This is a genomic window from Tsukamurella sp. DT100, from assembly GCF_049844855.1.
In the GTDB taxonomy this organism is placed as follows: domain Bacteria; phylum Actinomycetota; class Actinomycetes; order Mycobacteriales; family Mycobacteriaceae; genus Tsukamurella.
Genome location: NZ_JBNCLV010000002.1, coordinates 513579 through 532229, shown reverse-complemented (window position 1 = coordinate 532229; position 18651 = coordinate 513579). Strand labels below are relative to the sequence as shown.

15 protein-coding genes are annotated in these 18651 nt (G+C 71.9%); 9 read left to right on the top strand and 6 right to left on the bottom strand.

Annotation, left to right across the window (positions count from 1 at the left end):
• Nucleotides 1-4 precede the first annotated feature (4 nt).
• The 5 genes from ACLQ3K_RS06125 to ACLQ3K_RS06105 form a co-directional block, all read right to left on the bottom strand.
• Complete coding sequence (locus tag ACLQ3K_RS06125; RefSeq protein ID WP_425997838.1) at nt 5-499, bottom strand: beta-class carbonic anhydrase; 495 nt, start codon at nt 497-499, stop codon at nt 5-7.
• 55 nt (nt 500-554) lie between these two features.
• A complete protein-coding gene (gene ligD, locus ACLQ3K_RS06120; protein WP_425997836.1) occupies nt 555-1502 on the bottom strand; it encodes a non-homologous end-joining DNA ligase in 948 nt (315 codons plus the stop codon).
• A gap of 28 nt (nt 1503-1530) precedes the next feature.
• Nucleotides 1531-3054, bottom strand: a complete 1524-nt coding sequence (locus tag ACLQ3K_RS06115; protein WP_425997834.1) for an FAD-dependent oxidoreductase — start codon at nt 3052-3054, stop codon at nt 1531-1533.
• Between the two features lie 94 nt (nt 3055-3148).
• Nucleotides 3149-4153, bottom strand: a complete 1005-nt coding sequence (locus tag ACLQ3K_RS06110) for an AurF N-oxygenase family protein (protein WP_224650451.1) — start codon at nt 4151-4153, stop codon at nt 3149-3151.
• Nucleotides 4154-4504: 351 nt separating this feature from the next.
• Nucleotides 4505-5449, bottom strand: coding sequence for an ABC transporter substrate-binding protein (locus ACLQ3K_RS06105; RefSeq protein WP_425997832.1), 945 nt, complete (start codon nt 5447-5449; stop codon nt 4505-4507).
• A gap of 246 nt (nt 5450-5695) precedes the next feature.
• On the opposite strand from ACLQ3K_RS06105, the gene ctaD reads away from it, so the two are divergent.
• Both ctaD and serB read left to right on the top strand, forming a co-directional pair.
• Nucleotides 5696-7432, top strand: coding sequence for a cytochrome c oxidase subunit I (gene ctaD, locus ACLQ3K_RS06100; RefSeq protein WP_425997830.1), 1737 nt, complete (start codon nt 5696-5698; stop codon nt 7430-7432).
• Nucleotides 7433-7520: 88 nt separating this feature from the next.
• Nucleotides 7521-8750 carry a phosphoserine phosphatase SerB gene (serB, locus tag ACLQ3K_RS06095; protein ID WP_425997828.1) on the top strand — a complete coding sequence of 410 codons (1230 nt, stop codon included), beginning with the start codon at nt 7521-7523 and terminating at the stop codon, nt 8748-8750.
• Nucleotides 8751-8773: 23 nt separating this feature from the next.
• Here serB and glgX read toward each other — a convergent pair whose 3' ends face one another.
• The gene (glgX, locus tag ACLQ3K_RS06090; RefSeq protein ID WP_425997826.1) at nt 8774-10918 is read right to left on the bottom strand and encodes a glycogen debranching protein GlgX; all 2145 of its coding nucleotides are present in this window, start codon (nt 10916-10918) and stop codon (nt 8774-8776) included.
• A gap of 40 nt (nt 10919-10958) precedes the next feature.
• Between glgX and ACLQ3K_RS06085 the strand changes: the two genes are divergently transcribed.
• The 7 genes from ACLQ3K_RS06085 to ACLQ3K_RS06055 all read left to right on the top strand — a co-directional run bounded on the left by ACLQ3K_RS06085 (nt 10959) and on the right by ACLQ3K_RS06055 (nt 18501).
• Nucleotides 10959-11831, top strand: coding sequence for an ABC transporter ATP-binding protein (locus tag ACLQ3K_RS06085; protein ID WP_224648419.1), 873 nt, complete (start codon nt 10959-10961; stop codon nt 11829-11831).
• A complete protein-coding gene (locus ACLQ3K_RS06080; protein ID WP_425997824.1) occupies nt 11828-12475 on the top strand; it encodes an NUDIX hydrolase in 648 nt (215 codons plus the stop codon). The genes ACLQ3K_RS06085 and ACLQ3K_RS06080 overlap by 4 nt, the downstream gene beginning before the upstream one ends.
• 68 nt (nt 12476-12543) lie before the next feature.
• Entirely contained in the window at nt 12544-13332 is a 789-nt protein-coding gene (locus ACLQ3K_RS06075) for an enoyl-CoA hydratase/isomerase family protein (protein WP_224648415.1), read from the top strand.
• Between the two features lie 132 nt (nt 13333-13464).
• Complete coding sequence (locus ACLQ3K_RS06070) at nt 13465-14427, top strand: class I SAM-dependent methyltransferase (RefSeq protein ID WP_224648413.1); 963 nt, start codon at nt 13465-13467, stop codon at nt 14425-14427.
• A 16-nt stretch (nt 14428-14443) separates the two neighbouring features.
• On the top strand, nt 14444-15598 hold the full coding sequence (locus tag ACLQ3K_RS06065) for a THUMP-like domain-containing protein (RefSeq protein WP_425997821.1): 1155 nt from the start codon (nt 14444-14446) through the stop codon (nt 15596-15598).
• A 96-nt stretch (nt 15599-15694) separates the two neighbouring features.
• Nucleotides 15695-16855, top strand: a complete 1161-nt coding sequence (locus ACLQ3K_RS06060) for a pyridoxal phosphate-dependent aminotransferase (protein WP_425997819.1) — start codon at nt 15695-15697, stop codon at nt 16853-16855.
• Between the two features lie 35 nt (nt 16856-16890).
• Nucleotides 16891-18501, top strand: a complete 1611-nt coding sequence (locus ACLQ3K_RS06055) for a sigma-54-dependent Fis family transcriptional regulator (protein ID WP_425997817.1) — start codon at nt 16891-16893, stop codon at nt 18499-18501.
• Nucleotides 18502-18651: the final 150 nt, after the last annotated feature.

The following is an 18651-nucleotide window of genomic DNA, read 5'->3' as shown; positions in this document are numbered from 1 at the left end:
CGCCCTAGGCCGACGCCACCTCGCGCAGCCGGCCGGTGGCCACGTCGAAGACGAAGCCGCGCAACGACGTCGTGGACGGGATGAACGGACTCGCCGCCACGCGCTTGAGCGACTGCCGCACGTCGGTGTCCAGATCGGCGAAGGCTTCGGCGGCCCAGGCGGGTTTGATGCCGGTCTCGGCCAGGATGTCGGCCTTGAACCCGTCGTCGGTGAACGTCAGCATGCCGCAGTCGGTGTGGTGGATCAGGATGATCTCGGTGGTGCCCAGCAGCCGCTGGCTGATCGCCAGCGAGCGGATCTGGTCCTCGGTGATCACACCGCCGGCGTTGCGGATGACGTGCGCCTCGCCCTCCTGGAGGCCCAGGGCGCGGTAGACGTCGAGCCGGGCGTCCATGCAGGCGACGACCGCGACGTGTTTCGACGGTGGGAGGGGAAGCGGGCCTGAGAAGGCCTCGGCGTATGCGGCGTTGTTCGTGAGCAGGTCGTCGGTGACGGTCATGGGATCCATGGTCGATCGCGCATGGGGCGCTGCCCACCGTTGCGCTCCCGCTGCGTCAATCGGCGAGGGGGAGGTCGTCGCGGTCGGCCCACTCGACGAGGGTGTCCAACGAGAAGGCCTCGTCGTCGATGGATGCGTGCAGGTCACCGAGGTCGGCGAAGCGGGCGGGGAGGGTGCGGATCGTGAAGTCGTCGGGGTGCACGTCCGGCACCTCGTCCCAGGTGATCGGGGCGGAGGCGGTGGCGATCGGGGTGCCGCGCAGCGAGTACGCGCACGCGATGGTGTGGTCGCGGGCGTTCTGGTTGTAGTCGAGGAACACCGCCGCCGGGTCGCGGTCCTTGCGCCACCACACCGTCGTCACGTCCGACGGTGCCCGGCGCTCGACCTCCCCTGCGAAGGCGAGGGCGCACCGTCGGACCTCCGAGAACGTCCAGCGGGGCTCGATCCGCACGTACACGTGCAGGCCGGAGCCGCCCGAGGTCTTGGGGAAGCCGCGGATGCCGAGCTCGTCGAGCACCTCCCGCACGACCGCGGCCACCTTCTGTACGCGCTCCCATGAGCAGTCGGGCATCGGGTCGAGGTCGATCCGCCACTCGTCGGGATGGTCCAGGTCGCCCGCGCGGCAGTTCCAGGGGTGGAACTCGACCGTCGACATCTGCGCCGCCCAGATCACCGAGCCGAGCTCCGTGACGACCACCTCGTCGGCGGTGCGGCCGAACCGCGGGAAGTAGATCTCCACCGTCTCGAGCCAGTCGGGCGCGCCGGCGGGGATCCGCTTCTGGTGCACCTTCGGCCCGTCGACGCCCTTGGGGTAGCGGTGCAGCATCGTCGGCCGATCGCGCAGCGCCCGGACGATGCCCGGGCCCACGGCCTCGTAGTACCGCACGACGTCGAGCTTCGTCGCGCCGATCCGCGGGAAGTAGACCCGGTCCGGGCTGGAGACGCGCACGACCCGGTCACCGACGGTCAGTTCGATCGGCTCGCCGTGCGCGGAGGAGGCCACGGCGCTGAGACTACGCGCCCGGGCGGGACTACGCGCCCAGGAAACGGCCCAGCGGGCGCTTGCGCTTCCCCGACGGACGGCCCTTGATGACGCCGGCGACGACGTCCTCGGCGAACTTCTCCACCGTCTCCTGCGAGTCGGTCTTGTTCGTGCCGATGAAGCCGTTGGGGCCGCGCTTGATCCAGCCCGTGACGTACACGCCGGGGAGCGGCGCACCGTCGTCCCCGAGGACCCGGCCGGCCTCGTTCGGCAGCACCGCGCGGCGGTCGTCGAAGGGCAGGCCCGGCACCGGGACGCCCCGGTAGCCGACGGAGGTGAACACCATGCCGACGGGCAGGTCGATCGCCTCGCCGGTGACGGTGTGCTTCGCGTGCAGGACCAGGCCGTCGTCGGTGGCCTCGATCGACTCGGGCGTGGTGAGGAAGCGCAGGCGGATGCGACGGGGCGCGTCCGACTGGGTCTCCAGCGACTCGAGGAGCTCCAGCTTGTGACTGACCAGCTCGGAATCGCTGCCCGCGACCAGCGTTTCGGCGACGTCGGGGTCCGGGTGCACGATGACGGTGCGCTCGTCCGCGAGGCCCAGGGCCTCCGGCAGGGTGAACGCGGCGTGCTCGGGGCCGCGGCGGGCCACGATCACGACCTCCTCGACCTTCGACTCGCGCAGCGCGGCGAGGGCGGCGGGGGAGATGGTGGTGCCTTCGAGCTCCTCCGGCTCCGCGGTGAGGATGCGGGCCGCGTCGAGCGCGACGTTGCCGTTGCCGATGACGACGATGCGGTCGTGCGTGAGGTCGACCGCGTCGCCCTTGTGCTCGGGGTGGCCGTTGTACCAGGCCACGAAGTCGGTGGCGCTGCGCACGTTGGGCAGGTCCTCGCCGGTGATGCCCAGCTTCTTGTCGGTGCTGGCGCCGACCGCGACGACGATCGCGTCGTGGCGCTTCCGCAGCTCCTCGAGGCTCACGTCGGTGCCCACCTCGGTGTTCAGGTGGATCGTGAAGTTCGGGTCGGCGGCGACCTTGTCGAACAGGCCCGAGACCTTGCGGGTGCGGGTGTGGTCGGGGGCGACGCCGAACCGGGCGAGGCCGTAGGGCGTGGACAGCTTCTCGTAGACGTCGACGGTGACGCCCGGGTAGCGCAGGAGCTCGTCGGCCGCGTACATCGCGGCCGGGCCGCTGCCGATCACGCCGACGCTGATGACGGTGCCCGACGGGATCGGGAGGACCTTCGGCGGCACGGTGTGCGCCATCGGCGGGCGGCTGCGCTCCTGCGGGTTGGGGCCGCCGAGCGAGGAGTTGGCCGGGTCGGCCGCCGCGAGCGAGCGGTTGAGCTCGATGTAGACCTTGTGCTCCTCCGGCAGGCGGTGCGCGGGGCCGATCGCGTCGACGGGGCACGCCGTCACGCAGGCGCCGCAGTCGACGCAGGTGGTGGGATCCACGTACAGCATCTCGGCCGTCGCGAAGCCCGGCTCGTCGGGCGTCGGGTGGATGCAGTTCACCGGGCACGCGAACGTGCACGAGGCGTCGCTGCAGCAGGACTGGGTGATGACGTGGGGCATTGAGGAAGCTCCTCCGGGGTGTTCGCATCCGGGCCGGGATACGGGTCCGGCTCGGCGGGTGACCGCCGAGCCGGATATTCGGGGTGGTTCGAGACTACTGCGCGGTGTACGACGGCTCGCTGCGGAATCGCGAGGTCCGTCCGTGGATGCCCAGCACGCGCCACAGCACGCGGGAGACCGGGTTCATCAGGTCCGTGCGCTCCGCGAGCAGGCGGACGTCGCCGAAGATCTCCTGGCGCATGGCCTTCGACTCGGGCGAGCGCCAGAAGATGTCCTTCTTGACCGACCGCGGGATGTCGAAGGTGTCCCAGAACTGCTTCGGCGGGACCATGATCGCGCCGAGCAGGATGCGCATGACCAGCGGCATCGCCAGCGACAGCAGGAAGCGGGGGATCGGGCCGCGGGTGGGCACCTTGTGCTCGAGCAGCTGGTGCGCGAACGAGATGTGGCGGGCCTCCTCGGCCACGTGGATCTGCATCACCGAGGTCATCGCGGGGTGCTGCGTGTCGGCCGAGCGCAGGAACTGCTTCTGCAGGTGGTCGATCGGCTCCTCGCCGGCGAGCACGCCCATGTAGAAGATGTTCGGGAAGGTGGTGGCCGCCAGCGGGATGATCGGCGACAGGCGGCGGAACCACCACGCGCCGCCGGGGACGTCCATGCCGACGCGGTTGACGAACTCCTGGAACATCAGCGTGTGCTGGCACTCCTCCTTCGCCTCGTGCGTGGCGTAGCGGAACTCGGGGGAGTTGTTCGGCTGCACGGCGGTGTACTGCATGATGCCGCGGATCAGGATCGACTCGAACTGCAGGCCGACCTTGGCGACGTTGGCCTGGCGCCACATGCCGATCTCGATCTGCTTGGCCAGCGGCTGCTCCTGGTACCAGGGGTGGCGGCCGATCGGGTCGAAGCGCGGGTTGCAGACCCAGCGCGGATCGTCGGGGACGATCGCGAGCTCGGGGGAGTCCCAGTCGATGTCGACGTAGGGATCGAAATTACGGCGCACCGAGGCCTCGGAGAGGTCGTTCAGCGTCTGCTCGTATTCGGCCTGGCCGGGGAACGAGCGGCCGCGCATGCGCGCCATGTGGGTCACTCGGGGCATGTTCAGCAGGGCCATGATGGATCCTTTCCTGGCACCCTCGACCGGCTCGTACCTGGTGTTTCTTCCGTGACCCTGTGGGAAATCCCACAGGCGTCTGTGCTGGTAGAAGCCGTGTATGAGATTGAATCGTCCTCAGACTATCACTTGAAACAAGCATGAATGAAGGCTCTTCGACCGGCAATCCGTGAACAGGTGTACACCGAGCTCTCGGCCAGCGGTTTTACCCGGCGGATGTGAGAGGCGTCACGGAGGAACGTTCGCGTTCCGGGGTGTTTCCGCCCCTGCGCGGAGGCTGTGGCGGACGCACGCCGAGCACCCCGTCGGGACGCGACGGGGTGCGGGGGAGGTGGCCTAGGAGGAGGCCTTGATGGTGTTGCCGACGTCGTGCAGCACGATGCCGGCGGCGACGGGGCCGCCCGCGGAGAACCACGCGGAGTCCTCGACCAGGAGTTGCCGCTTGGCGACCACGGCGCGGAGTTGCTTCCAGGGCTTCGTGGTCATGACGGCCATGCCGTGCTCGCGGCCCTTGTCGCCCTCGTAGCCCACGTAGATCAGGTCGGCGTCGGCGGCGGAGACGTCGTCGCCCGACATCTCGACGGCCTCGGGCTTGCGCTGCGGCTCCGGCCGTACGACCTTGAGGTCCGCGAGGACCTGCGCCGCGAGCGGCGCGGTACCCAGCGCGAGGTTCTTGCCGTCCGCCGTGAACCGGACCAGGGAGACGGTGTTGTGCACCGCGTCGATCTTCACCGACTTCTCCGCCGCGTCCCGCTGGTAGCGGTCCAGCACGGCCCGCGCCTCCGCGGGCATGCGCACCGCGTCGGCCAGGGCGAGGAAGCTGCGGCGCCAGTCCGCCGCGGGTGCCGGGATCGTCACCGTCCGGCCGGCGCGGCGGTTCGCCTCCGCCGAGTCCGCGGTGCCGACCGCGACGTCGGCCTGCGCGCCGCCGGCGAGCTTCGGGACCTTCGCGAGGGTCGCGCCCAGGTACGACGGCACGTCCCCGCCGACGGCCTTCACCCGGTTCTGCAGGCCGAGCGCGCACAGGCCGTCGAGGAGCGCGGGATCGGCGACGACGATGGCGGCCGGCGCGGCGGTGCCGGCGACGGGGGCCGCGCAGGCCTCGCCGGGCTCGCGGTCGAGGCCGATGATGTTCGCCGACGCGAGGCGCGTCGTGGTGGTGGAGATCGAGGCGAAGGGCTGCTGGATCGGCTCCGAGCCGCCGCACGCGGTGAGTACCGAGCCGGCGACGACGGTGAGCGCGATCGCGGCGCCCGCCCTGGATGTTCCGAGCCTGTTCACGGCAACTGTCCTCACCTGTAGTTCCGACCGTGCGCCACGGTAGCAGCCGGGGCCTTTCCGGCCGCTCCCGCGACGCGAGTACGACGCAGAGTAGGACCGCGGGGACAAGCCCGGGTGCGAGGCGCTACGCTAGCCCCACAAGGGTGGCGTCCGCCGTGAGCGAACACCGCCCGAAAGACCTGATTGAAGAGGCCGTACGCCGATACCGACAGCCGCGGTACCGGAAGGCCCAGGGCAGGAGGATTTGTGACCGCGCAAGCGCATCGTCCGGCAGTCGAGGTGACCGCCGCACGTCCGTATCCGCAGCGGACCGGGCCCAAGGGCTCGTTCATCTACAAGCTGGTCACGACGACCGATCACAAGACGCTGGGCATCATGTACATCGTCACGTGCTTCGCGTTCTTCCTCATCGGTGGCCTGATGGCGCTGCTGATGCGCGCCGAGCTGGCCAACCCGGGCCTGCAGTTCCTCTCCACCGAGCAGTTCAACCAGCTGTTCACCATGCACGGCACCGTGATGCTGCTGCTGTACGCGACGCCGATCGTCATCGGCTTCGCCAACTTCGTGCTGCCGCTGCAGATCGGCGCGCCCGACGTCGCCTTCCCGCGCCTGAACGCCTTCGGCTACTGGCTGTTCGTCTTCGGCGCCATCATGGTGATCGCCGGCTTCATCACCCCCGGCGGCGCTGCCGACTTCGGCTGGACCGCGTACACCCCGCTGACCGACGCCCTCCACTCGCCCGGCCCCGGTGCCGACCTGTGGATCATGGGCCTCGCGGTCGGTGGCCTCGGCACCATCCTCGGCGCCGTCAACATGGTCACCACCGTGATCTGCATGCGCGCCCCCGGCATGACGATGTTCCGCATGCCGATCTTCACCTGGAACATCCTGGTGACCTCGCTGCTGATCCTGCTGGCCTTCCCGCTGCTGACCGCCGCGCTCATGGGCCTCGAGGTCGACCGCCAGTTCGGCGCCCACATCTACGACCCCGCCAACGGCGGCGTCATCCTGTGGCAGCACCTGTTCTGGTTCTTCGGCCACCCCGAGGTCTACATCATCGCGCTGCCCTTCTTCGGCATCGTCTCGGAGATCTTCCCCGTCTTCAGCCGCAAGCCGATCTTCGGCTACAGCGGTCTGGTCCTGGCCACGCTGGCCATCGCGGCCCTCTCGGTCGCGGTGTGGGCGCACCACATGTACGCCACCGGCGCGGTGCTGCTGCCCTTCTTCAGCTTCATGACCTTCCTCATCGCGGTGCCGACAGGTGTGAAGTTCTTCAACTGGATCCTCACGATGTGGAGAGGCCAGATAACGTTCGAATCGCCGATGCTGTTCTCGATCGGCTTCATCGTGACCTTCCTCTTCGGTGGCCTGACCGGCGTGCTCCTCGCATCGCCGCCGCTCGACTTCGCGGTGTCCGACACCTACTTCGTCGTCGCGCACTTCCACTACGTGCTGTTCGGCACCATCGTCTTCGCGACCTACGCCGGTATCTACTTCTGGTTCCCGAAGATGACGGGCCGCATGCTCGACGAGGGCCTGGGCCGCTGGCACTTCTGGCTCACCTTCATCGGCTTCCACATGACCTTCCTGGTGCAGCACTGGGTCGGCGCCGAGGGCATGCCGCGTCGCTACGCCGACTACCTCGACACGGACGGCTTCACCACGCTGAACCAGATCTCGACGGTCGGCGCGTTCATCCTGGGCGCCTCGACGCTGCCCTTCGTGTGGAACGTCTTCAAGAGCTACCGCTACGGCGAGGTCGTCACGGTCGACGATCCGTGGGGCTTCGGCAACAGCCTCGAGTGGGCCACCAGCTGCCCGCCGCCGCGGCACAACTTCACCGAGCTGCCCCGCATCCGCTCCGAGCGCCCCGCGTTCGAGCTGCACTACCCGCACATGGTCGAGCGCATGCGCACCGAGGCCCACTCGGGCCCCGGTCTGGGCGACAAGCACTCGCAGGAGCGCGGCGACGCGAAGGTGTGATGCTCGGCTCGTGACCTGATCAGAACGGCGTCTCCCGCACGGGAGGCGCCGTTCGGCGTTCCGCGAGGCGGCGACTACGCTTTCCCCCGTGCACGAAGCGACTTCGGATCCCACGATCCTCATCACCGTGACCGGCGGCGACAAGCCCGGCGTCAGCTCGGTCCTGTTCGGGGTCCTGGCCCGCAACGAGGTCAGCGTCCTCGATGTCGAGCAGACCGTCATCCGCGGCCGCCTGACCCTCGGCGTGCTCGCCGCGGTGCACGGCGATCCCGAGCACGTGCAGGAGCTCGTCGAGCAGGCCATGGCCACCGTCGGGATGGACGTGGCGGTGGAGATCACCGCCGAGCAGCCGCCCCGCCCGCCCGTGCCGACGCACGCCGTCGTCCTACTGGGCGCCCCCGTCAGCGCCCGCGCGCTCTCGGCGCTCGCGACCGCCCTCGCCGGGCGGGACGTCAACATCGAGTCGATCGCCGGCGTCGCCGACTACCCCGTCACCGCGCTCGAGCTCATGGTGACCGTGCCCGACGGTGCCGACGAGGTCGCCTTCCGTGCGGAGCTCGCGGCCGTCGCCAAGGAGCAGGGCGTCGACATCGCCACCTCCCGCGCGGGAATCGCGCGCCGTTCCAAGCGGCTGATCTGCTTCGACGTCGACTCGACCCTGGTGCAGGGCGAGGTCATCGAGATGCTCGCCGCCCGCGCCGGCAAGGAGGCCGAGGTCGCGGCCGTCACCGAGGCCGCGATGCGCGGCGAGCTCGATTTCGAGCAGTCCCTGCACGCCCGCGTGGCGAACCTCGCCGGACTGCCCGCGTCCGTCATCGACGACGTGGCGGCCGGCCTGCAGCTGACGCCCGGCGCGCGGACCACGATCCGCACGCTCAAGCGCCTCGGCTACCGGTGCGGCGTCGTGTCCGGCGGCTTCACCGCCGTCATCGAGCCGCTCGCGCGGGACCTGGAGCTCGACTTCGTCCGCGCCAACACTCTCGAGGTGATCGACGGTGTGCTGACCGGTCGCGTGATCGGGGAGGTCGTCGACCGGCCGGGCAAGGCCCGCGCGCTGCAGGAGTTCGCCGACACCTTCGGGGTGCCGGTGGAGGAGACCGTCGCCGTCGGGGACGGCGCCAACGACATCGACATGCTCTCCGCGGCCGGCCTGGGCGTCGCGTTCAACGCCAAGCCCGCGCTCCGCGAGGTCGCCGACGCGGCGCTCTCGCACCCCTACCTCGACGCGGTCCTGTTCGTGCTCGGGGTGACCCGGGACGAGATCGAGGCGGCCGACGCCGTCGACGGCCGGCTGCGCCGCGTCCCCATCGAGAACTGAGCCCGATCGAGAGCTGAGCGCCGTCAGACCTGCTGGAAGGCCAGCACCGTCGGGCCGGAGACCGTGACCTCCGTGCGCGACGGGTAGACGGTGCGACCCGTGGGTTCGCCCGTCGGGAGCGTGCTGTCGACGATGAGTTCCCAGTCGTGCGTGCACGACTCGGGGCCGCCGAGCACGACGACGGCCTCGCCGCCGGCGTGCCAGACGATGAGCGCATCCTTCTCCGCGATCGCGCTGTCGCGGCCCGGCGCACGGACATCGGAGCCGTCGACCCAGGCCTGCAGGGTGCGTACCTCGGGTGACTGCCACGCCTCGCCCGACATCTCCGCGCCGTCCGCCCCGAACCACGCCAGGTCGGGCTCGCCGTCCCTCGTCGCGCGGCCGTCGAAGAACTCGTGCTGGCGCAGCACCGGTGCGGCGCGGCGCACGGCCGCCACTCGGGCGACGAAGGCCGTCAGGTCGGCGTCGGCGGCGTTCCAGTCCACGGCGAAGGCGTCGGCCGCGCGGGTGCCCTCCGGCACGCAGTACGCGTTGTTGTTGCCGAACTGGGTGTGGCCCAGCTCGTCGCCGCCGAGCAGCATCGGCGTGCCGGTGGAGAGCAGCAGCGTGGCGATCAGCGCCCGGACGTGCGCCGCCCGCGCCGCGAGGATCGCGGGATCGGTGGTGCCGCCCTCGAAGCCGTGGTTGACCGAGTGGTTGTTGTCGGTGCCGTCCCGGTTCTTCTCGCCGTTGGCCTCGTTGTGCTTGCGCTCATAGCTGACCAGGTCGCGCGCGGTGAAGCCGTCGTGGGCCGTGACGAAGTTGATCGACGAGAAGGGCGTGCGGCCCTGCGCGCCGAACAGGTCCTGGCTGCCGGAGACCCGCGACGCGAGCGCGCCGACGGTCGCGCCGCCGGCGAAGAAGTCGCGGACGGTGTCGCGGTAGCGGTCGTTCCACTCGGCCCACACCGGCGGGAAGCCGCCCACCCGGTAGCCCTCGCCGGTGGCGTCCCAGGGCTCGGCGATGAGTTTGCGGGTGGACAGGATCGGGTCGGCCGCGATGGCGGTGAGCAGCGGCGCGCGGTGGTCGAACGGGATGACCGGGCCCTGCGGCCCGGTCCCCGTCCGGCCGCGGCCGAGGACGCTCGCGAGATCGAACCGGAAGCCGTCGACGCCGAACTCGCCCGCGAAGTACCGCAGGCTGTCGAGCACCATCCGCACCGAGGCGGGGGAGGCGCAGTCGACCGTGTTGCCGCAGCCGGTGTAGTCGAGGTCCTCGCCGTTCTCGAGCAGGTAGTAGCCGGGCGCGTCGAGCCCGCGCCAGGACAGCGACGGGCCCGCCACCGACTCCTCGGCGGTGTGGTTGTAGACGACGTCCATCAACACCTCGAGGCCGGCGGAGTGCAGCGCCGAGACCATCTCCGCGAACTCCTCGACCTCGTGGCCGGGCTGCGCCGCGTACCGCGGGTCCGGCGCGAAGTAGGCCCCCGTCGAATAACCCCAGTGGTTGCGCATGCCGCGGTCCCGGACGCCGGGCTCGGTGAGGCAGGCCTGGACGGGCAGCAGCTCGACGGCGGTGACGCCGATGCGCCGCAGGTGCTCGATCACGGCGGGCTGGGCGAGGCCCCGGTACGTCCCGCGGAGCTCTTCGGGGACGCCCGGGTGGCGCGCGGTGTACGAGCCGACGTGCACCTCGCAGATCACCGTCCGGTCCCACGGGACGCCCGGGCCCGGCTCCGGCGCCGGCGGTGTTCCGGTGACCACGCACAGCGGGATGTCGGGGAGCGAATCCGTCTCCGACGGTGCGCCGTCCGTGCCGTACGGCAACAGGGCGGTGCCGTCGCCGAGGGCGCCGTCGAGCCGGCGGGCGTACGGGTCGATGAGGGCCTTGCGCTCGTTGAAGCGCAGACCGTTCTCCGGCTCCCACGGGCCCGCGGCGCGCAGGCAGTAGCGCGTGCCCTCGCCGATCCCCGCGACGAAGCCGTGGTGGACGCCCGCCGTCTGCGCGGGGAGTCGCAGGCGCTGCTCGCTGCGCACCCCCGCCTCGTCGGTGTCGATCAGGCACACCCAGACGTCGGTGGCGCGCGGGGCGTGCACGGCGAAGTTCACGCCGCCGGGCTGCGGGGCGGCGCCGAGGGGGTGCGCGGCGCCGGGGGTGGGGGAGCGGTGGTCTGTGGACACGGGGACCATCCTGCCAACCGCGACCGGTCGCGTGCGGCAGGATGGTGATGTGTCCGATCCCGCCGCCGCATCCAGCGCGCCCGCCCCCGACTCCGCCGCCGAACCCGACCAGGACCTGGTGATCGACTTCCGCGGCGTGAGCCTGCGGCGCGACAGCCGAACCCTGGTGGGCCCCATCGATTGGCGGGTCGAGCTCGACGAGCGGTGGATCGTCATCGGCCCCAACGGCGCGGGCAAGACCTCGCTCATGCGGCTGGCCTCCGCGCAGGACTTCCCCAGCGCGGGCACCGCCCACATCCTGGGAGAGGTGCTCGGGAAGACGGTGGTGCAGGACCTCACCGCGCGGATCGGCGTGTGCTCGGCGGCCCTGGCGTCGCGGGTGCCGGACGACGAGCTGGTGACCGACCTCGTCGTCTCCGCCGGCTACGCCGTGCTCGGCCGGTGGCGCGAGCGCTACGACGAGGTGGACATCGGCCGCGCCGTCGACGTGCTCGAGTCCATGGGCGCCGAGCACCTCGCGAACCGCCGCTTCGGCACGCTCTCCGAGGGCGAGCGTAAGCGCGTGCTCATCGCCCGCGCCCTCATGACCGACCCCGAGCTGATGCTCCTCGACGAGCCCGCCGCGGGCCTCGACCTCGGCGGCCGCGAGGAGCTGGTCGCCCGCCTCGACACCCTGGCGCAGGATCCCGACGCCCCCGCGACCGTGCTCGTGACGCACCACGTCGAGGAGGTGCCGCCGGGCTTCACCCACGCGCTGATGCTCAAGGAGGGCGGCGTCGTGGCGCAGGGCCTGATCGGCGACGTGCTCACCGCCGAGGTGCTCTCGGAGACCTTCAGTCAGCGCATCCTGCTCGACGAGGTGGACGGCCGGTTCTTCGCCCGACGGGCCTCGCGCCCCGGACGCCGGAGGCTGCAGGCATGAGCGGCGACGAGGCGGCGCAGGCGCACCGCGCGGAGGGGGCCGACCATCGGCGTGACCTCCCGGACGTGCCCATCCGGCCCGCGGCCACCGTCCTGCTGCTGCGGACGGCACCGTCGGGCCTGGAGGTCTTCGTGCAGACCCGCGCGAGCGGGATGGAGTTCGCGCCCGACGTGACGGTCTTCCCGGGCGGCGGCATCGAGCCGTCGGACGGCGACGACTTGCGGGTGACTGCGGCGCGGGAGACGCACGAGGAGTGCGGCGTGCGCGTGCACCCGGACGACCTGGTGCCGCTGTCGCGGTGGGTGACCCCGCCCGGGCGGCCGCGCCGCTACGACACGATGTTCTACCTGGCCGCGCTGCCCGCGGGGCAGGAGGCGACGTGCGTGACCACCGAGGCCGTGTCGGCGGGCTGGCACGCGCCGCAGGCCGTGATCGACGCGTGGCTCGCGGGACGCAACAAGCTCATGGCGCCCACCTACTCCCAGCTGTTCCAGTTGCTGCCCTTCGACACCGTGGAGGACGTGTTGGGCTGGGCCGCCGAGGCGGCGGACCTGACGCCCGTCGCCATCGTCGACGGGATGACGCGCGAGGAGCGACGGTTCCCGGGCTGGGCGGAGTACGCCGCGGGCTCGACGATCGACTGACCGCGGCGCCCGCCGGATTTACGTGGACGTCCAACTAAATTTCCCGGCACCCGGTAGCCTCTGGGGTCATGACTGAATTCGTGACCCTCGAGACCTCCGACGAGCACCCCGGCATCGGCACGATCCGCCTGAACCGCCCGCCGATGAACGCCATCAACTCGCAGGTCCAGGACGAGCTCATCGCCCTCGCCGCCGAGGTGAACACGCGCGACGACATCAAGGCCGTCGTCGTCTACGGCGGGCCGAAGGTCTTCGCGGCCGGCGCCGACATCAAGGAGATGCAGGCGATGGGCTACGCGGACATGAGCGAGGCCATCGCCCGGCTGCAGGGCGGCCTGTCGGCAATCGCGTCGATCACCAAGCCGACCGTCGCCGCCATCACCGGCTACGCCCTCGGCGGCGGCCTCGAGGTGGCCCTCGGCGCCGACCGCCGCATTGTCGGCGACAACGCCAAGGTGGGCGTGCCCGAGATCCTGCTCGGCGTGATCCCCGGCGGCGGCGGCACACAGCGCCTCGCCCGCCTCGTGGGCCCGGCCAAGGCCAAGGACATGGTCTTCACCGGCCGCTTCGTCGGCGCCGAGGAGGCCCTGCAGATCGGCCTGGTCGACGAGGTCGTCGCCCCCGACGACGTCTACAACGCCGCCCTGACGTGGGCGAAGCAGTTCTCGGGCGCCGCCTCGCAGGCGCTGCGCGCCGCCAAGCAGGCCATCGACCAGGGGCTCGACACCGACCTGAACACCGGCCTCGCCATCGAGCGGCACCTGTTCGCCGGGCTGTTCGCCACCGAGGACCGCACCATCGGCATGACCTCGTTCATCGAGAACGGGCCGGGCAAGGCGAAGTTCGTCGGCAAGTAGCCCGAGCGCCCCGCGGCTGCCGCCCGGAGGTCCCGGGCGGCCCGCGGCGGGAGAACCTGTTCTCATCACGCGGGTTGGCGGTGATCTGACCGGGCGGTAACCTGACGGGAACAATCTTCTCGAAAGGCCTTCATGACCGACCAGCAGCCGGCTCCCAACCCGCACGCCACGGCGGACGAGGTTGAGGCCGCATTCTCCGATACGAAGCTCGCCCAGGTGCTCTACCACGACTGGGAAGCCGAGACGTACGACGAGAAGTGGCACATCAGCTTCGACGAGCGGTGCATCGACTACGCCCGCGAGCGTTTCGAGGCCGCCACCGGCGGGGAGAACGAGAAGCCCTACGGCCGCGCCCTGGAGCTGGGCTGCGGCACCGGCTTCTTCCTGCTCAACCTCATGTCCGCGGGGGTCGCGGAGACCGGCTCGGTCACCGACCTCTCGCCCGGCATGGTGAAGGTCGCGCTGCGCAACGGCGAGGCCCTGGGCCACACCGTCGACGGGCGCGTCGCGGACGCGGAGACGATCCCGTACGAGGACAACACCTTCGACCTGGTCGTCGGCCACGCCGTGCTGCACCACATCCCCGATGTGGAGCAGTCGCTGCGCGAGGTCCTGCGCGTGCTCAAGCCGGGCGGCCGGTTCGTCTTCGCGGGCGAGCCGACGACCATCGGCGACTTCTACGCCCGCTGGCTGGGGCGGATCACCTGGGGCATCACCACCAACGCGACGAAGCTCCCGTTCCTCGCGGACTGGCGCCGCCCGCAGGCCGAGCTCGACGAGTCGTCGCGCGCCGCGGCGCTCGAGGCCGTCGTCGACATCCACACCTTCGACCCCGACGAGATGGAGGCCATGGCGGCCCGCGCCGGCGCCGTCGAGGTCGAGGCCACCACCGACGAGTTCACCGCCGCCTTCCTCGGCTGGCCCGTGCGCACCTTCGAGGCGGCCGTGCCGCCGTCGAAGCTCGGCTTCGGCTGGGCCGGCTTCGCCTTCGGCGGCTGGAAGAAGCTCTCCGCGCTCGACGAGGCCGTGATGCGCCGCGTCGTCCCGCGCAAGTTCTTCTACAACCTGGCCATCACGGGCACCAAGCCCGAGTAGTCCGGGCACGCCGGGTTTGGACGGGGCCGATCTCGCCTATCTGCGCACGGCCGACGGCGCCGCCGCCGTCGCCGCGGCGGGTCGGCTCGCGTTGACCGATCGCACCCTCCTCGCGGACGTGGGGACGGTGCGCGGCATCGCGGGTGCGCACGCCCCCGCCGTCATCGAGCAGGTGCGGGCCCGCCGCCGCGCGGCCGCCAAGCTCGGCGACGTCGACGGCTGGCTGCTCACCGACGAGGCGGTGCAGCAGGCCACCCCGTCGGCGGTCGCGGAGCACCGCGCCCGCCGCCTGGCGTGGCTGTCGGTGCACGACGTCACCTGCTCGATCGGCGCGGAGCTGCGCGCGCTGGTGCAGGTCTGCCCGCGGGTCGTTGGCAGCGACCTGGATCCGTTGCGCGCCCGGATGGCCGCGCACAACGTGCCCCGCGCGCTGGTCTACGTCGCCGACGCGCTCACCCCCACGTCCACCGCCGACGTCGTCATCGCCGACCCGGCGCGCCGGGCGGGCGGGCGGCGCATCGTCGATCCCGAGCAGATGTCGCCCGCGCTCTCGGCCCTGCGCGCCGCGTACGCCGGACGCTCGCTGGCCGTGAAGACGGCGCCCGGCATCGACTACGACGGCCTGCGGCGGGGCGGCTTCGACGGGGAAGTGGAGATCGTCTCCCTCGACGGCGGCGTCCGGGAGGCCTGCCTGTGGTCCGGCCCCGTCGCCGTCCCCGGCCTGACCAGGGCGACGGTGCTGCACGGCTCCGGTTCCGGCGGCTACGAGGTCTTCTCCACCGACCCGCACGACGTGGACCCGGAGCCGGCGGGGAAGTACCTCCTCGAGCCCGACGGCGCCGTCATCCGCGCCGGCCTGGTGCGGCACTACGCCGCGCGCCACGGGCTGTGGCAGATCGACCCGCACATCGCCTATCTCAGCGGCGACGCCGTGCCCGCGGGGGAGCGCGGCTTCGAGATCCTCGAGGAGCTGAAGTTCTCCGAGAAGGCGCTGCGCGCGGAGCTGCGGCGGCGCGACGTGGGGTCGGTGGAGATCCTCACCCGCGGCGCGGGCGTGGATCCCGACGCCCTGCGCAAACGGCTCAAACTCCAGGGCTCACAGCCGATGACCGTGGTGATCACCCGCATCGGCCGCGAGGTCGTCGCCTACCTGACCCGCCCGACCCGCTGATCGTCGTCCGAAACCGCCCGATTTCTGGGCCGGGCCGAAGTATTCGCGTCGTGACCGAGTGTGAGGCCGGTTTCGGACACGACCGGGCGTGAAACGATGGAGCGCATGCAGGAATCCAGCCGGTCGGATGTCGAGATGTTCCACGTCATGGACGTGCTGGCCGCGGCGGCCCGGCGCCGGGAGACCCACGGCGACGTGATCTCGCTGGCCGCGGGCCAGCCCAGTGCGGGGGCGCCCAAGCCGGTGCTCGCCGCCGCGCACGCGGCGCTGGACGCCGGGCCGCTCGGCTACACCGAGTCGATGGGCATCGCGCCGCTGCGCGAGACCATCGCCGCGCACTACGGTCGCGCCTACGGCCTTGACGTCCCCCCGGAGGCGGTGGCGGTGACCACCGGCTCGTCGGGCGCGTTCACGCTGGTCTTCCTCGCCGCCTTCGACGCGGGCGACACCGTCGTCATGGCCCGGCCCGGCTACCCCGCCTACCGGAACACGCTGAAGGCGCTCGGCTGTGAGGTCGTCGAGCTGGACTGCGGCGCGGACACCCGGTTCCAGCCGACCGTCGCGATGCTGGAAGCGCTCGACACGCCGCCCAAGGGCCTCATCGTCGCGAGCCCGGCGAACCCGACCGGGACGATCCTGGCACCGTCGGAGCTCGCGGCCCTGGCGCGCTGGTGCGAGGCGCACGGCACGCTGCTCCTCTCCGACGAGATCTACCACGGCGTGAGCTACGGGCGGCCCACGTCGTGCGCGTGGGAGACCTCCCGCGAGCAGGTCGTCATGGGCTCGGTGTCGAAGTACTTCGCGATGACCGGCTGGCGGCTCGGCTGGATGCTGCTGCCCGAGTACCTGCGGCGGCCCGTCGAGCGGCTCACCGCGAACATGACCATCTGCCCGCCCGCCATCAGCCAGTACGCGGCGGTCGCCGCGTTCTCCGACGAGGCGCGGGTCGAGCTGGACGCGCACGTCGCAGGGTACGCGCGCAACCGCGAGGTGGTCCTCGCCGGACTGCGGGAGCTGGGCGTCACGGAGGTCGCGCCGCCCGACGGCGCTTTTTACGCCTACGCCGACATCGGCCACCTCACCGACGACTCCCTCGCCTGGTGCGCGCGGGTGCTCGACGAGACCGGCGTCGCGATCACGCCCGGCCTGGACTTCGACACCGTGCGCGGCCGCCGGACGATCCGGCTCAGCTTCGCCGGCGCGACCGCCGAGATCGAGGAGGCGCTCCACCGCCTGCAGCCCGTGTTCCGACACTGAGTGTCATATCCGGTGATCCATGTCACACTGGGACGGTGGAGACCTCCCCGCACCGCCCGGTGATCGCGGCCTCGTGGCTGCGGTCGGACCGCGCGGGCCTGCGCCCCGACGCGCACCCCGACCCCGAGATCGGCGCCATCGAGGCCGCCGACACCCTGCTCGACGCCGCCCGGCCGGTGCTCGCCCGGGCCGCCACCGCGCTCAGCGGCTCGAACACCGCGCTCCTGCTGGTGGACCACCGCTCGCGCCTCGTCTCGAGGGTGACGGCCGACCTGACCCTGGAGCGCCGCCTCGAGGGACTGGGCGCCATCGCGGGCGCGGGCTTCGGCGAGGAGGAGATGGGCACGACGGCGCTGGGCACGCCGCTCGAGGTCCGGGGCGACGTGGCGATCAACGGCGCGGAGCACTACCTCGAGCAGTTCCGCACGCTGAGCTGCTTCGGGCGCCCGATCATCCATCCGGCGACGCGGCGCCTCGCCGGCGTCATCTGCATGGCGGAGATCGCGGACCGCATCAACCCGCTGTCGATCCCGCTGGTCCGCGGCCTGGTCGACGACATCTCGGGCCGGCTGCTCGACCGCTCCCACGCCTCGCACCGCGCGGTCATCGCCGCCTACCAGCGGCTGGCCCGGCGCCGGGACGTCGCCGTGGCCGCGATCGGCGACGACCTGCAGCTCACCAACGCCGCCGCCGCGCAGCTGCTCGCTCCCGGCGACTTCGGCACGCTCCGCCTGCTGCTCGCCGACGGCGCGCCGCGCACGGCCGTGCTCACACTTGTCTCGGGCGTCGTCGCCGACGTCGTGGTCAGCAGGCCCGACGGTGCGCCGCACGCCGCGGTCTTCCGGCTCCGACCGCGCCCCGGCGGGCCTTCCGCGCCGGTCATCGCCCCGCGGCCCGCGACCGCGCCGACCGTCGCCGTCAGCGGCGAGCCCGGCACCGGCCGGAGCACGCGCGCCCTGACCTGCGTCGCCGAGGACGCGCACACCGTCCTCGACGTGGCCGGCGCGATCCTCGCCGGGCGCGAGCCGGACGTTCCGGCGGTGCTGCGCGCGTGTCGGGAGGCGGGCCGCGGCCTCGTCGTCGACGGCGCGGGCCTGCTCGACGAGCGCTCGGCGAGGCTGCTGCACGCGGCCGTCGCGAACCCGGCGGCGGGCCCCGCGGTCTCGATCGTGGTGGTGACGGGGCCGGCCGAGTCGCTCTCGCCCGCCGTCGGCGCCCTGGTCGCCTGCTGCCGGCGGCGGATCGTGCTGCCGCCGCTGCGGGAGCGGACCACCGAGATCGCCTCCCTCGGCCAGGGGCTCGTGGCCGCGGTGGACCCGCACCTCGAGCTCGGCGCCGACGCCGCGGACGCCCTGCTGTCGCAGGAGTGGCCGGGCAACCTCGCGGAGCTGTCGATGGTGCTCACGGAGGCGGCGGACGCCGTCCTCGCGCGGGGCGGGCGCACCGTCACCGCCGCGGACCTGCCGGCCGAGTACCGCGGCTCGACCCGTGCGGCCCGGCTGCGGGGGATGGAGCAGGCGGAGCGCCAGGCGATCCTCGCCGCGCTCGCGTCCGCCGACGGCAACAAGAGCCGCGCCGCCGCGGAACTCGGCATCAGCCGCACCACCCTGTACGCCCGCATCCGGGCGCTCGGCATCCGGGGCTGACCGGACCGTTTCGGCTGGTGAGGAAGGGCGCGCGGCCCGGCGCCGCCCGGTGACCGTCCACCCGGAGTGTCCAGTTTCCGAACACGGCCGCCCGCTCGCTCCGTGCGAGAACTGTAGGTGACGCCACGTGGCGTGCATCACACCCACGGT

Bases quoted from the DNA above. Each gene is read 5' to 3' on its own strand.
- ACLQ3K_RS06125 (WP_425997838.1), bottom strand. From the start codon at position 499: ATGACCGTCACCGACGACCTGCTCACGAACAACGCCGCATACGCCGAG.
- ACLQ3K_RS06115 (WP_425997834.1), bottom strand. From the start codon at position 3,054: ATGCCCCACGTCATCACCCAGTCCTGCTGCAGCGACGCCTCGTGCACG.
- ACLQ3K_RS06110 (WP_224650451.1), bottom strand. From the start codon at position 4,153: ATGCCCCGAGTGACCCACATGGCGCGCATGCGCGGCCGCTCGTTCCCC.
- glgX (WP_425997826.1), bottom strand. From the start codon at position 10,918: ATGGTCCCCGTGTCCACAGACCACCGCTCCCCCACCCCCGGCGCCGCG.
- ACLQ3K_RS06080 (WP_425997824.1), top strand. From the start codon at position 11,828: ATGAGCGGCGACGAGGCGGCGCAGGCGCACCGCGCGGAGGGGGCCGAC.
- ACLQ3K_RS06075 (WP_224648415.1), top strand. From the start codon at position 12,544: ATGACTGAATTCGTGACCCTCGAGACCTCCGACGAGCACCCCGGCATC.
- ACLQ3K_RS06070 (WP_224648413.1), top strand. From the start codon at position 13,465: ATGACCGACCAGCAGCCGGCTCCCAACCCGCACGCCACGGCGGACGAG.
- ACLQ3K_RS06060 (WP_425997819.1), top strand. From the start codon at position 15,695: ATGGAGCGCATGCAGGAATCCAGCCGGTCGGATGTCGAGATGTTCCAC.